19 protein-coding genes are annotated in these 14,024 nt (G+C 30.8%); 7 read left to right on the top strand and 12 right to left on the bottom strand.

Annotated elements, in window-relative coordinates:
• Window positions 1-133 precede the first annotated feature (133 nt).
• Together AC1RYN_RS13415 and AC1RYN_RS13410 are read left to right on the top strand one after the other, a co-directional pair.
• Entirely contained in the window at window positions 134-718 is a 585-nt protein-coding gene (locus AC1RYN_RS13415; RefSeq protein ID WP_481807372.1) for an RNA polymerase sigma factor, read from the top strand.
• 51 nt (window positions 719-769) lie between these two features.
• Window positions 770-913 carry a hypothetical protein gene (locus AC1RYN_RS13410; RefSeq protein WP_481807371.1) on the top strand — a complete coding sequence of 48 codons (144 nt, stop codon included), beginning with the start codon at window positions 770-772 and terminating at the stop codon, window positions 911-913.
• Between the two features lie 90 nt (window positions 914-1,003).
• On the opposite strand, the gene AC1RYN_RS13405 is transcribed toward AC1RYN_RS13410, so the two are convergent.
• Window positions 1,004-1,681: an endonuclease III domain-containing protein gene (locus AC1RYN_RS13405; protein ID WP_481807370.1), complete on the bottom strand. Its 678-nt coding sequence runs from the start codon at window positions 1,679-1,681 to the stop codon at window positions 1,004-1,006.
• A 218-nt stretch (window positions 1,682-1,899) separates the two neighbouring features.
• On the opposite strand from AC1RYN_RS13405, the gene AC1RYN_RS13400 reads away from it, so the two are divergent.
• Window positions 1,900-2,580: a hypothetical protein gene (locus tag AC1RYN_RS13400; RefSeq protein WP_481807369.1), complete on the top strand. Its 681-nt coding sequence runs from the start codon at window positions 1,900-1,902 to the stop codon at window positions 2,578-2,580.
• A gap of 53 nt (window positions 2,581-2,633) precedes the next feature.
• Window positions 2,634-3,086: a thioredoxin-dependent thiol peroxidase gene (gene bcp / locus AC1RYN_RS13395; protein ID WP_481807368.1), complete on the top strand. Its 453-nt coding sequence runs from the start codon at window positions 2,634-2,636 to the stop codon at window positions 3,084-3,086.
• A gap of 285 nt (window positions 3,087-3,371) precedes the next feature.
• Here bcp and AC1RYN_RS13390 read toward each other — a convergent pair whose 3' ends face one another.
• Window positions 3,372-4,832, bottom strand: coding sequence for a TonB-dependent receptor (locus AC1RYN_RS13390; RefSeq protein ID WP_129537773.1), 1,461 nt, complete (start codon window positions 4,830-4,832; stop codon window positions 3,372-3,374).
• A 95-nt stretch (window positions 4,833-4,927) separates the two neighbouring features.
• Here AC1RYN_RS13390 and AC1RYN_RS13385 point away from each other — a divergent pair, with 95 nt between their 5' ends.
• From AC1RYN_RS13385 to AC1RYN_RS13375, 3 genes are read left to right on the top strand one after another with little or no spacing between them, the layout of a single operon-like run.
• The gene (locus AC1RYN_RS13385; RefSeq protein ID WP_481807367.1) at window positions 4,928-5,692 is read left to right on the top strand and encodes an MBL fold metallo-hydrolase; all 765 of its coding nucleotides are present in this window, start codon (window positions 4,928-4,930) and stop codon (window positions 5,690-5,692) included.
• 13 nt (window positions 5,693-5,705) lie between these two features.
• Complete coding sequence (locus AC1RYN_RS13380; RefSeq protein ID WP_481807366.1) at window positions 5,706-6,206, top strand: hypothetical protein; 501 nt, start codon at window positions 5,706-5,708, stop codon at window positions 6,204-6,206.
• 46 nt (window positions 6,207-6,252) lie between these two features.
• Entirely contained in the window at window positions 6,253-6,690 is a 438-nt protein-coding gene (locus tag AC1RYN_RS13375; RefSeq protein ID WP_481807365.1) for a hypothetical protein, read from the top strand.
• Between the two features lie 159 nt (window positions 6,691-6,849).
• Here the strand turns inward: AC1RYN_RS13375 and AC1RYN_RS13370 are convergent, their stop codons facing one another.
• The 10 genes from AC1RYN_RS13370 to AC1RYN_RS13325 all read right to left on the bottom strand — a co-directional run bounded on the left by AC1RYN_RS13370 (window position 6,850) and on the right by AC1RYN_RS13325 (window position 13,706).
• Window positions 6,850-7,419: a cysteine hydrolase family protein gene (locus AC1RYN_RS13370; RefSeq protein ID WP_481807364.1), complete on the bottom strand. Its 570-nt coding sequence runs from the start codon at window positions 7,417-7,419 to the stop codon at window positions 6,850-6,852.
• A 22-nt stretch (window positions 7,420-7,441) separates the two neighbouring features.
• Window positions 7,442-7,813 carry a hypothetical protein gene (locus AC1RYN_RS13365; protein WP_481807363.1) on the bottom strand — a complete coding sequence of 124 codons (372 nt, stop codon included), beginning with the start codon at window positions 7,811-7,813 and terminating at the stop codon, window positions 7,442-7,444.
• 98 nt (window positions 7,814-7,911) lie between these two features.
• The gene (locus tag AC1RYN_RS13360; protein ID WP_481807362.1) at window positions 7,912-9,153 is read right to left on the bottom strand and encodes an alpha/beta hydrolase-fold protein; all 1,242 of its coding nucleotides are present in this window, start codon (window positions 9,151-9,153) and stop codon (window positions 7,912-7,914) included.
• A gap of 114 nt (window positions 9,154-9,267) precedes the next feature.
• Window positions 9,268-9,675, bottom strand: a complete 408-nt coding sequence (locus AC1RYN_RS13355; RefSeq protein ID WP_481807361.1) for a DUF5071 domain-containing protein — start codon at window positions 9,673-9,675, stop codon at window positions 9,268-9,270.
• Between the two features lie 190 nt (window positions 9,676-9,865).
• Window positions 9,866-10,042, bottom strand: a complete 177-nt coding sequence (locus AC1RYN_RS13350; RefSeq protein ID WP_164998649.1) for a hypothetical protein — start codon at window positions 10,040-10,042, stop codon at window positions 9,866-9,868.
• A 134-nt stretch (window positions 10,043-10,176) separates the two neighbouring features.
• Entirely contained in the window at window positions 10,177-10,764 is a 588-nt protein-coding gene (locus AC1RYN_RS13345; protein WP_481807360.1) for a hypothetical protein, read from the bottom strand.
• Between the two features lie 57 nt (window positions 10,765-10,821).
• Window positions 10,822-11,466, bottom strand: coding sequence for an alpha/beta hydrolase (locus AC1RYN_RS13340; protein WP_481807359.1), 645 nt, complete (start codon window positions 11,464-11,466; stop codon window positions 10,822-10,824).
• A 71-nt stretch (window positions 11,467-11,537) separates the two neighbouring features.
• Window positions 11,538-11,864 (bottom strand): hypothetical protein, encoded by a 327-nt coding sequence (locus AC1RYN_RS13335; RefSeq protein WP_129537781.1) that lies wholly within the window; start codon window positions 11,862-11,864, stop codon window positions 11,538-11,540.
• 14 nt (window positions 11,865-11,878) lie between these two features.
• On the bottom strand, window positions 11,879-13,135 hold the full coding sequence (locus AC1RYN_RS13330; RefSeq protein WP_481807358.1) for a dihydroorotase: 1,257 nt from the start codon (window positions 13,133-13,135) through the stop codon (window positions 11,879-11,881).
• 130 nt (window positions 13,136-13,265) lie between these two features.
• Window positions 13,266-13,706 carry a hypothetical protein gene (locus tag AC1RYN_RS13325; protein WP_481807357.1) on the bottom strand — a complete coding sequence of 147 codons (441 nt, stop codon included), beginning with the start codon at window positions 13,704-13,706 and terminating at the stop codon, window positions 13,266-13,268.
• Window positions 13,707-14,024 lie beyond the last annotated feature (318 nt).

Here is a 14,024-nt window from a genome sequence, read left to right as displayed (position 1 = left end):
AATTTGCTTTTTAAAAAAAATATTTGTTAAATTTGAACACTTAATTAACACTTTAAAAACCAGTAGCCTATACAGTAAAATTACTTTTTTAGAAAATTACCCAAATTTCAAATTAAAACTAAAAGGTAGTATTATGGCTAATCTGCAAATTCCTGACGCTCTATTGGTGAAGAACTATGTTGAAGGTAACGAAAATGCCTTGTCAACATTGATAAAAAGACATGAATCTAAGATTTATGGATTTATATATTCAAAAATAGCAGACAAAGATATATCAAATGATATTTTTCAGGATACATTTATAAAAGTAATCAAGACTTTAAAAAGCAATTCATATAATGAAGAGGGGAAATTCTTGCCTTGGGTAATGCGTATATCGCACAACTTAATAGTAGATCATTATCGAAAAACGAAGAAAATGCCAATGTATAGAGAAACCGAAGAGTTTTCTATATTCTCTATCATGTCAGATGATACACTAACAATTGAAAATAAAATGATTGTGGATCAGGTTGAAGTCGATTTAAAAAAGTTAATAGAGGAGCTTCCATGTGATCAAAAAGAAGTGCTAGTAATGCGTATGTATCAGGATATGAGCTTTAAAGAAATATCAGAAGTAACAGGAGTAAGTATCAATACCGCCTTAGGAAGGATGAGATATGCATTAATGAATATTAGAAAAATAATAGAAAAACATCAAATTATTTTAACTAATTAATATACTAAATTGAGTAATAGGCCGTTGTTATATAAATAAACAATTATTAGCATGGCAAAAATTTACTCAAAAAAAGTAGCAGCTACTACAAACTTGAAACCCAACAAAGAAGTCGTTTCTTTTATATTAAGTTACTCACAAGCATTAACAGTAGTAAAAATTAACGATAAGAGTTTTGAGATTATAGCTAATTAAACAGCCCGCAACAGTTGTCGGATGTTTTGGAGGTAAATGAATTAATCAAATTGGTCGTTTGATTAAAAAATCACTAAGTGCAATATGTAATTAGTGATTTTTTTGTTTTTTAGAAGCTGAGCTTTCATAGTAATCGTCTATCACCGATTTTCTTCCAATCGTTTTTGTAATAATGTCTTTGTCAAGATCCCAGCCACGGGCAGGCGAATATTCTCTGCCATACCAAATAATTTCAAGATGTAAATCATTCCAGATTTCTTCAGGGAAAAGGCGCTTAGCATCTTTTTCAGTTTGAGCTACGTTTTTTCCGTTAGATAAATTCCATCGGTACATTAATCTATGAATATGAGTGTCTACAGGAAATGCAGGAACACCAAAAGCCTGAGACATAACAACACTGGCTGTTTTATGACCAACAGCAGGTAGTTCTTCCAGATATTCGTAACTCTGAGGTACTTCGCCTCCATGTTTATCAATAAGGATTTGCGATAAACCATGAATACCTTTCGATTTCATAGGTGATAAACCACAAGGACGGATAATATCACGAATTTCTTCAACAGACATTTTTACCATATCATATGGGTTATCAGCCTTTGCAAATAATAAAGGCGTAATTTGGTTCACACGAACATCAGTACATTGAGCAGATAACAATACAGCAATTAATAAAGTATATGGGTCTTTATGGTCGAGAGGCACAGGGATAGTTGGATATAATTCTTTTAACGTATTTATAACAAAAGTTACCCGTTCTTGTTTATTCATTTCCGTAAATTTAATCCCGTAAAAATAGTACAATTTTTATCATGAGCCTAATCCAGCTTTCCGTTACAACACCTCATCGAGGTAGTAACATTTTTAAGTATTCACAAGAGCTTCCGCTGGTCGCTTAGCCAATACATAAATGTAAACCACCACAATTCTGGGGTTTTCACTATAATCTGGGCTAAAAAAATGTATTATATAAAAGGAAGTAGACAATTATGAGGATTATTATAACAATTATTTTAGGAATCATTTCGCAGATTTGTTTAGCACAAAATTGTTATTGTTGTAAGCAACCTCAATTAAATGAAATTATATCTTGTAAAAAGACAATTTTAAAAAATGGAGCAAAAATTTACCGACAATTTAATTGTGATTCATCTTGGGTTGTTTTTGAAAATAAAGCGACAAAAAAGAAAATATTGTTTTCGTTACATAAAGAGTTAATCGAATTAACAGAAAGGTTAGGTTACTTTAGTTGGACTGAATACAAAAAAGCCTTTATCATAGAAAACCGTTTAGTTTCTGGTTGTTGTGATCCACCTGAATTTATATTGTTTAATAAAAATAATGGAAAAAAAATAGCTGAAATTGGTAGAGAAGTATATTATAGCAAAATTGAAAAATATCCTTACTTTATAAGTATTGATAAAGAAAAATCAAATTTCTTAAGTTTTTTAAATTTAGACACTAATAAAATTTTTAGAATTAATTTACCGAAAGGAAGAATTAAAAAAACTTTAAAGTATACGAATAGTATTTTTTCTGAATATTTATTTGAAAAAGGAGAAATTAAAAATGGTATTTTTGAAATTAAGTATAAATATAAAAACACAGAAAAAGATAATTGGTTGGTTGGGAAAGTTATTGTTGATTTAAATAAATATAATAGTGAGTAAATTTCCAGAGCCTAACAATCAAAACCTCTGATAATCTAAAAATCTAAAATAATATGACAACATTACAAATAGGAGATAAGTCACCAAATTTTTCAGGAACTGATCAAGATGGGAACACGCATAAATTAGCTGATTATGCAGGAAAAAAATTAGTAGTTTTCTTTTATCCAAAAGCAAATACGCCAGGATGTACAGCCGAAGCTTGCGATTTAAGAGATAACTACGAGCGTTTTCAAGCTAATAATTATGTATTATTGGGAGTAAGTGCCGATGCGCAAAAAGCACAAGCAAAATTCAAAGAAAAATATGATTTTCCATTTCCGTTATTAGCAGATGAAGATAAATCAGTAATTCAAGCCTTTGGAGTTTGGGGACCTAAAAAATTCATGGGAAGAGAATATGACGGAATCCATAGAACGACGTTTGTAATCAATGAAGAAGGAATTATTGAAGATATAATTTCAAAAGTAAAAACCAAAGAACATGCAGATCAAATCTTAAAATAGAGGTTATAGTTTTGGTTTTCAGAAGATCTTTGTCAAAGTTTTTGAACTTTGACAAAGATTAACAGTCGTTTTCAGTTGTTAAGGTTTAGAGTTGATTCTCCATCTTGTCATCCTGAGCGGAGCCGAAGGGCAGTATTGCAATTGTTTAGCTTATAAATTGTATTTTACATATCAATCTCACGATATCCTTCAAGAACAAAAAAAGCACCAGTTATAAAACTGATGCTTTCGTATTTGAAAATATTTGAATTTTTGTCTCTCAGTAACTTAGCTACTTAAAAAAGACTAATTTGATTCTTTTAAAATTCTATTAGGCTCGTATCCAAATAAGTGATGTTCTTTAATGATTTCAGCAATACCTTTTGGAAGCATAGGTTCCCATCCAGGTTTTCCTTGGCTTATCATTTTTAGTACCTCTCTAGAAAATACTTCTAGAGTATGAGGATCAAAATCAGCAACATCAATTACTTTTCCATTAAATTTAAAGAACTTGTATAATTCTTTCATTCTAGGATGAACTTTTAAGTTAGTCGAATTCATAATTGTACCATCTTCGTCAATCATTGGATACAGGAATACTTTCATGTCACGATAGAATAGTTTTCCGAAAGCTTCAAGTATTCCACCGCTTAAATGGCGGTAGTATTTCTCATCAAAGATATCGACTAAATTGTTAACTCCCATTGCCAATCCCATTCGGGCTTTGGTGTAATTAGCAAAATATTCAACAACTTTATAGTATTCCTGGAAGTTCGATATCATTACAGTTTGACCTAATGAACAAAGCAATTCAGCTCTATCCATAAAATCACGTTCATCGATTTCTCCATCAGAACGGAGGTTAGATAGTGTGATTTCGAAAATTACCAGTGTATTGTCTTTCTCAACTTTATTTTCTTCGAGAAACATTTTTAATGATTTCTCGTACATATCCATATTAACCTTAGTTACTGGGCGAAAACTCCCGCGTAAGGCTAGGATATTCTTTTTGTATAAAATGGCAGCAGGAAGAATATTTTTTCCTTCAGGATTGAACATAACGGCATCGGTCATTCCGTTTTTAACTAATTGCAAGCTAATCAATCGATTATCTACATCAGCAAATCGAGGGCCAGAAAAGTTAATGGTGTCAATTTCAAGTTGATCTTTGTCAAGGTGATCGTATAAATAACGAAGTAATCTTTTAGGATCATTATATTTATAAAATGCTCCATAAATTAAGTTTACCCCAAGAATACCTAATGTTTCTTGTTGTAATCGAGCATCAGTTTCTTTAAAACGAATGTGAAGAATAATTTCATTATAGGCTTCATCAGGTTCAATTTGGTATCGAATTCCAACCCAGCCATGGCCTTTAAATTGTTTAGCAAAATCGATTGTTGCAACAGTATTGGCATAACTAAAGAAAAGTTTAGTAGGGTGTTTTTCTCTGCTTAAACGTTCTTCAATTATCTGTCCTTCAAGAGTTAACATTTTTTTTAACCGCTCTTCAGTTACATATCGGCCATCACTTTCAATTCCGTAAATAGCATCACTAAAATCTTTATCGTAAGCAGACATGGCCTTCGCAATTGTTCCGGACGAACCACCAGATCTAAAAAAATGCCTTACAGTTTCTTGCCCCGCACCAATCTCTGCAAAGGTTCCGTAAATATTTTCATTTAGATTAATTCGTAACGCTTTGTCTTTTATGGATGGTATTTGAGCGATGACTTTGTCACCCTTAAGTTTTATTTCTATACCCATTTTATTTTAAATATGGCTGATTTGTTACAAAGTTAGTAAATTAGGTTTCTAATGAAAGATAATTAATCCTATTTTTGTAAAAAAATAAAGTACAATTGAAGGTATATTTTTTAGGCACAGGTACATCTCAAGGCATTCCGATAATAGGGGTTGATCATCCAGTATGCAAAAGTACTGACCTTAAGGATAAAAGACTTCGTGTGTCAATTTGGATCAGTTGGGATGACCACTCTTATGTTATCGATTGCGGTCCCGATTTTAGACAACAGATGCTAGCTTGTAACTGTCAGAAATTAGACGCAATTTTATTTACGCACGAGCATGCTGATCATACAGCTGGATTGGATGATATACGTCCGTATAATTTCAGACAAGGCGAAATGCCAATTTATGCACACGAACGGGTTATAAGTAATTTAAAAAAACGCTTTGATTACGTATTCGAAACGGTAAATAAATATCCAGGAGCACCATCAGTAAATACAATTGAGGTAATTAACGATGAGCCATTTGCTGTGGGAAATAAAATGGCAATTCCAGTAAATGTTATGCATGGTAACTTGCAGGTTTTTGGATATCGAATAGACGATTTTGCTTATTTAACAGATGTTAAAACTATAGAAGAAGCCGAAATTGATAAGCTAAAAAACTTAAAAGTATTAGTGATAAATGCATTACGTGTAGAGCCACATGATACCCATTTTAATTTGCAGGAAGCGCTAGATTTTATAACTTTGGTTCAGCCTGAAGTAGCTTATTTAACACATATTAGTCATGTATTAGGATTTCATGAGGAAGTACAAAAAAAGCTCCCTAAAAATGTTTATCTAGCATATGATAATTTAGAAATCACAATTTAATTATATTTTAAAAATGAAAAAATCCTTATTACTTTACCTATTTATCATTGCTATACTTATGAATATTTTTACCTATATGTTTTATAGTAAAGAAGTAAAGTTTGAACAGGAACGTTATGCTAAAACGACCAAAAAACTTAGAGATAGTTTAGATTTAGTAGAGAATAAACTAAACGAAGCCAACTATTTCTCATTAGAGAACAATCAAAACGCGCAAAATTACTTTGATTCGGCAGATGCATCAAAAACAATTAAGTACGAGCAACTAATCCCGATCGTTACTGAGAAATTAATGGATTTTAATGCTAATCCAAAAGGGAATCCATATACAGGACAAGATCAAATAGGAGTAAATAAATTCATTATCAATAAAGTTAAAGTTTTAAACCACAGATGGATTATAGCCGATTTTAGCGATGGAGAAACATGGGGTGAAGTTTTGCTTAAATACTTTATCAACAATGATGGGAGTGTAACTTTTGAAGTAAATCAGTCATTATTATATCAAAAATAAGATTTACGAACTGTATAATAATTGTAACAACTAATAAATAGAACCTATGAAAAAAGTATTTTTATTTTCGATTATTATTGGGCTTTCATTTTCTTGTGCCAAAAAAGTTTCTCAAGAAGAAACAAAACCTGTCAAAGAAGAAGTAAAACCTGAGCATATTGTAGGAGGAGATTCAGATGCTCATGGATGCAAAGGTTCTGCTGGTTATACATGGTCAGTTGTTAAAAATGAGTGTGTACGATTATTTGAAATAGGTACTAAGTTAGAACATGCTAAAGATGGTAAAACATATTCTACTGTTGCCTATGTTATTTTTGAAAAAGACGGAAACAAAGCTGAACTTTTTCTGGATACAGAAGAGGGAACAATTATTTTAGAACGAAAAGCCCAAGGAGATCCTTGGATAAATGGAGATTTAGAATTAATTCCTTGGAAAGGTTACGTACTAAAAAAAGCTGGAAAGATTATTTATACTGGCGAATAAATAGAAACTATATAACAAAGGCGAGAAATAATTCTCGCCTTTGTTGTTTATATAAATATGTTGCTTTTTCTGCCACAGATTAAAAAAGATTAGAATGATTTTAAAACCTTGCAACCTTTGCGTAAATCTTTGCGTGCTTTGCGGTTAAATTTTCATAGTCTAGATATTCTGTTTGATAAAATCAGTTGTTACTACTTGAGCAAATTCTTCGTTTAAGCTGGCAAGTGCTGTTTCATGAATTGTCTCGGCACCTAATTCTTGACCACTTAATCCCTTTTTGTTAAAAGTGGCAGTTGCATCAGAGATTAGAAAGGTGTTATAGCCAAAATTTCCAGCCATTCTTGTAGTTGTAGACACGCAATGATCGGTTGTTAGGCCTATAATAACGAGCGTATCAATTTTATCATGATCAAGCTGTTCTTTTAAATCAGTACCTATAAAAGCACTGTTAACATTCTTCTGAATTATTGTTTCTCCTGCTAAGGGCTTAACGATATCTTTAAATGCATTACCAGGATTAGTTTCATGAAGTAATGAATTAGGATTAGAAGAACAATGTTGGATATGAAATATCGGTAACTTATTATTTCTCCAAATTTCAAGAAGTTCCCCAGCATTTTCCTCAGCATTTAAATTATTGCGTTCTCCACCCCAATATTCGATATTGTCGAAACCTTTCTGAATATCGATTAGGATTAATGCCGGATTGTCAAGTTTAGATATTTTCATTTTAGTTATATGTTTTTGTTTTTTAGGGCTGCCATATTATAAGATTTTCAATTCCATCATCAGATTCTTCATTGATTAATTTCCAATTAAGAGATTTCGCTATTTTTACAAAGGTGTTTTCAAAATTTTCATCATTATCTTTAACACAAACAATATTTATTAAATTGGTTTTCTCTTCATCTATATCTTTGTCAGACCAACTATCAATATTTTTGGCATTTAATAATGTAACTGTTGCAAAAGGGAAATCAGGTTTATTAGTGAAAATAAAATCGGATGTTTGTTTAAATACATTTAGGGATATTAACAATTCTCTGATTTTTAGTGTTTCATAACTAAAACTTAGCTTTTCATCAGAACAGATGTTTAGGTAATAATAGTTGTTTGACCACATAATTTAGAGTATTTTAAAATCTTTAGATTGTTTAGTATAGATTTTTGGTTTTGGGTATTCTGTTTAATTTACTTCCTCTTATTTTTAAGATCTAAATTTTATTTTCCTTTTTGAAGTTCTTCTAGTTTTTGTTTTGTTTCGGTACTTTCCTTGTTGATTGATAACGTTTTTTTATAATTGCTTATTGCATTGGTTTTGTCGCCTACTTCTTTATAATAATCACCGAGTGAATCATATACATTAGCGCTTTCTGGATAGTTTTTTACATTTAGTTTAAAAAAATATTCAGCTTGGGTTAAGTTTTTTTTACCTAGTGCCATATATCCACATTGATTGATAGGAGCTTCGGGAGGTGGTATTTTATAGCCCATTTTTTCGGAAACATTTTGATAATGTTTTTCAATCTTAGTTGGCAAACTCATTCCAGCATCCATAAAATCTGTAAAAGTCAAGTTTAAATTATAGAAACTAAAAATAAAACGAAGTGCATCATACTCAGCAATGAAAGGAACTGATCCATGACTGTCTTTGTCGTAATATTTGTATTCAAAATTTAATTGGTTTTGTTTGTTCTTTTTTAAATCATTTGCTAATTCCAATATCGAACGGATATGTCTTGTGCCTTGTGTAGTATCTTTTTTTACTCTGATAGTGTCCATTCCAGCTTCCATCGTATTAGCAATGCCTAAAAACAAACTGGTGTTTTTGAATTTTTTCTCAGCAAATACTTTCTTACTTTGTTCGAGGAATTTTTGTTTATCCCACCACATACTTGGATCTATAGCAACGTAAGAATTAAATAAATTAGTATGATTTGCAAGTGTATTTATCGCCATTAAACCACCAAAAGAATGTCCGATCAGCATTTTGTATGGAGCTGTAGGATAATTGGTTTCAACGTAAGGCATTAGTTCTTTTTGGATAAACGCAATAAAGTTTTCATTTCCGCCAGTAGTTTTACTCGCTTCATTAGTCATCATTGGTAAATCAGATTCAACGTGCGTAGGAGTTAAATCACGCGCTCTGTCGGTATTGAGTATTCCTACTACAATCATTTTTGGGCAAATTGTATTACCGTTCATTGTACTTAATTGCTCTGTCATACCAACAACTGAAGTAAAATGGGTATTTCCATCTAATAAATAAAGAACAGGGTAATGCTCTTTTTTAGCTTTGCCTTTGATATAGCCATCCGGAACATGTATCCAAACTTTTCTATCTTCATTCAATATCTTGGAATGTATGGTTTCAATCGTGCCAATAGTAATCTTGTTATCGGATTGTGCTTTTGTTAAAAATGTAAATCCAATAAAAAGTAGCGAGAATAATAGTTGTTTCATAGTTAGTTAGATCAGTTTACAGGTTAGTCTTATTCTTTGTTATTTGTTACAAGATGTACAGTTTAAAGATAAGGGGATTTATTATAAAAATGAAAAATGTCAAAAGTGAATAGTTTACTTCCAACCGCGTTCTAGAATTATTTCTTTTGCTATTTTATCAACTTCTTCAGTGATTTCACCTTGAGTAGGATTTGTCGCAATTCGTATAATTTCATCACGAATAAATTTATCATTAGTTATTTTTCCAAAAATTGATACTATCCAATATTTCAAAACGGCATCATTAGTTTTTAAAACATCTAAAATTTCGAGAGATATATCTTCATTGATACTCCCTAAATATTCCGAAACTGGTTTTGCAACTGGCCAATTACAATCTTGAAGCCACTCAAGTAATTCGGGAATAATGGATTTTAATTCAGAATAAGAGTAGTTTTTTAAGTTTTCGGCTCTTTCTATATCATGTTTATCTTTTGGTATTAAATCTGTTGTATTCATCTCCATTTTTATTATTTTATTCATTAAGACATTGCTATCGTTGTTGACTAAGATATTGTTTAACAAAAAAAGGATTTAAATAAAATATTTAAATCCTTTGTATTTGTTTGATTTTAAGTTTGTTATTTTAAATTTAAAGATGTGATAATTTAATAATGGTGATAGAAATCGAAGTTGTGAAATTGAAAACTTTTTAAGTAATATAAATCACTTATCATAGAAAGAACATTAGGTACAACTTCATTAATAGATTCAGAATTCCTAAAATGAATAATACTTTCCAGTATTTTTTAGAAGTTTGAAAGTTTGGATCTTTAGTGTTTTTTATAAAAAGACCAGCAGCGATTAATATTGCTGGTAGGATAAAATCCTTTAAATCGTTTATTCCCATTATTATGTTTTTTGTTTTTGATTCAGAATTGAATTAAAAGTATATTTCATTTCTAACCACGTTTTAAAATTATATGAGATCTTGATGGTTTTACAAAATTTGATTGCAATTTAAGAATTACAACTGAAATATTTTTAGAAAAGAGATACTGTCATAAAAATGATTATATAAATCCAAAAGTTATATAGTATTGTAAAGCTAAGACCATATAAAATACTTTTTGAATATGAATCTTTACAGACAGATGATTTTTTAAAGACAAGCCTCAAAGCTCTAAAAAAAATCCAATAAAGCATTGCTATAAAAGTTAGAATAGAAATCCATATTATTGCTCCAAATGCCCAAAATAAATAACTTATTATAATTGCCATAATAAACCATAAAACCAGACTTACAAGAATTCCTAAGATGCCCTCACCAGCATCAGGAACAGAAGAACTGCTTCCTTCTAGTGCTAAGTCTTTTAAGAAATCTAATTTCTTTGATTCAAAACGATCTGTTATTTTTCCTAAATTATCTTTTATCTTCACTCCACTATATAATCCGATTGAAATAAATAAGAAGAAAGCTAAGGATAAAATTGTTGTAGATAGTAATGAATTTTTAAAAATAGAATTATGATTTCCAAGTCCAAAAAGCCAAACAGATAAAATGGTCAAGCTAATAACAATAAGAGTAATTATAAAGATGTTCTTGGAGTTAAGAATTTTATAATTACTCATTTTGAAATTTATATTGAATTATTTTTTAAACTGAAAATCGTGACTGAATTCTGTAAACTATTGCGCCAACCAATTTTTAAAATCAAAGAAGTTCTGAGGAGCTACACCGTGACCAACAGGATATTCTTTGTAGGTAACAGGAATGTTTAGATTCTCTAGTATTGCAGGAGTTTTTCTTGCCCAATCAATAGGGATTACCTGATCTACAGTTCCATGAGAAGCAAATATTTTTAAGTTTTTGAAGTCGTTTTTCTCATAACCATCTTTGATGATTTCGTCATTAAAATAGCCACTCATTGCAACTACTCTCTGAATTTTTTCAGGATAAGAAAGTGCTGTTGCATAACTTAAAATTGATCCTTGGCTAAAACCAATTAACGTTATATTGTTAGGGGCAATTGGATAATTTGCAGTTAATTCGTCAATGAAATTTGCAATTAAATCACGTGATGTTTTAGCTTGTTCATTATCTGAAAATTTGTTTTGATCTGCATCAAAATTAATTGCGTACCAAGCATAACTATTGTATTGTAAGTCATAAGGTGCTCTTGCAGAAATAACGTAGTAATTATCAGGAAGTTCGGTTGCAAAAGAGAATAAGTCCTCTTCGTTGCTACCGTATCCGTGAAGTAATAGTAATAATGGGTTCTTGTCTAAGATAACTTTTGGTTCTCTTATTTTATATTCTAAAGATAAATTCATTTTTTTTATGGTAAATAGTGAGTTGTAAATGGTGAAATAAAGTTGCCGGTTTTTAATTTATAAATCAAAAACTAACCAATATTTTTAAACCATTTTTGAAAAAGTGCACCTACTAAAGGCACAGGTTTTGTTTCGCCTTTAATAGCGCTAAAAATACCGTATGTCCATAAGATAGAAATACAAATCCACATTGGGAAAGTAATCATGAAGCTGTCAAAATTACTGATTATAAGTCCGAATGAGATAAATGTTAGCGATAAACCTAGTGCTTGACGTATATGAAAAGAGGCAAAGCTATTTTTATTTTCAGAGTTCATCGACATCGCGATTAAAACACCAATGATTAATATATAACTGGTAATAGCAGGAGTTTTTCCTTCTTCGATTGAGTTGTTCATTCTTGTGTTTATATTTATTTTTCTAATACCAATTGATTCTGATTTACAATTCCGTAGACAGAACCTTGCAATTGAGTACCTAAAAAGGCTGAATTTTTAGACTTAGATAAGATATTCTCTTTTGTAAAAGTAGTTTTTCCTTCTGGATTGAATAAGGTAATATTTGCTTTAGAACCTTCGGTAATTGTATTGTTTTCGATACCAAAAACTGATTTTCCTAATGTTAGTTTTTCGATTACAGTTTCTAAAGGCAATACGGTTGTTAATGCTCCAAAAGCACTTTCCAGACCAATAGTACCGTTTTTGGCCATGTCAAACTCCATTTTCTTGAATTCAATATCAATTGGGTTATGATCAGATGTAATCATATCGATAGTTCCATCTAAGACACCTTTAAGTAATGCTTGTCTGTCTGTTTCAGTTCGTAATGGAGGCGTAACTTTAAATCGAGTGTCAAATCCTTCTAATTTTTCATCGGTTAAAACCAGGTGATGTACAGCAACACTAGTTGTTATGTTTAGTCCTTTTGCTTTAGCGTCTTTAATTAATTGAACCGATTTTGCAGTCGAAATAGTCGGGATATGAAGTTTTCCGCCTGTATATTTCAGTAAAAATAAGTTACGAACAATTTGTAATTCTTCAGCAAGATCCGGAATTCCTTTTAAACCTAATCTCGTTGAAACTATTCCTTCATTAGCAACACCATTTCCTTTAATGTTTTGATCTTGTGAATAAGCAATTACCAAACCATCAAAATCCTGTACATATTGCAATGCGATTTTAAGTAAATTGGCATTGTCAAGGCTTTTATTATAATCACCAAAAGCTATAGCTCCAGTTTTCTTCATGTCGAATAATTCAGCCATATCTTTTCCTTCGCTGGCTTTTGTTAAAGCTCCGATAGGGAAAAGTTCAGTAGCAAAACCATTGGCCTTGTTTTTTACAAAATTTACTTGCGATTGGTTATCGATAATCGGGTAGGAGTTGGGTTGTAAAGCAATAGCAGTAAATCCGCTTTTTGCGGCTACGTTTAAACCATTTGAGATTGTTTCACGGTCTTCGTAACCTGGCTCTCCAAACGAGACACTACTATCAAACCATCCTTGTGATATATGTAAATTATCGAGTTTTATCTCGTCGGCATTTTCAGTATTAGGAAGTGAAGTTCCTATTTGTTCAATTAAACCATCTTTAATTAAAATATCTGCAGTCTTATTATGAAACGGACTTTTAGAATCTATAATTTTTGCTTCACGGATGATTATTTTCATATGTAGATAAATTTATTTTAATTGAAATAATTAAGTTTTAAACCCTTAAAGCTTAATTTATTTGAACCATTATGAGATTAAGTTAATCAAGAAGAAACTTAACTTTCTTAATATCTTAATGGTAAAAAAATCACTTCACAAACTTAATAATTGCCATTTCTAATGCTAAAAATAACAATGCAAAGATAACAAACCATTTCCAAATCTCATTGTCAGTTCGCTCTGTTTGCAAGGTGTTAAAAATGGTCGAAATAGTATCGGCAGTTTTGTAATCAGAGATTAGATTTGTATTAATCTGACTCAAATCACTTTCGCTTCGTTTGTAATTAAAGCTTACGTTTTCTAGTGCTTCTTTTTTATTATAAATGGTATAATTACCAGCTTGTTCCGGATAATCGTTGAAAACGATTTTTACTTTATTATTTAAAATCTGTTGAATTGGGATAAATTGTTCATCAACACCTCTTACTTCCAATATAGCATCTTTAGATAATAATGCTTCAACAAAATAAGGCTGATTATTACCAATGATTATTGCGTTTATTCCAGATTTTTGATTGTTTTGTGCCATTTTATAAAAAACGGGAACAATTAGCGGCGATTGCTGAAAATTAGAATTGATATTGTTTATAGGTGCTGAAAAAATAGAAACTGCCGAAACTTGATTTTGTATCGAAGTTAAAAAAGGACTTTGATCCTCATAAGACAGAGCGGATGAATAAGAACTTGTAATTGGGAATGAACTCTTTGTTTTTGGATATTGAAAGTTCTTGATTTTATTTTCGAAAACACCTGAGAATATAGGGTGATCAAAGTTGATTTTGGTGATCAGTTTTTCAGAGAACCCATAGGTGCTGCCTCCCTAACAACAGGAGCATGTATTAACCTT

The sequence above is a fragment of the Flavobacterium sp. TC780 genome, from assembly GCF_056783245.1.
This window is presented reverse-complemented; position numbering and strand designations above follow the sequence as displayed.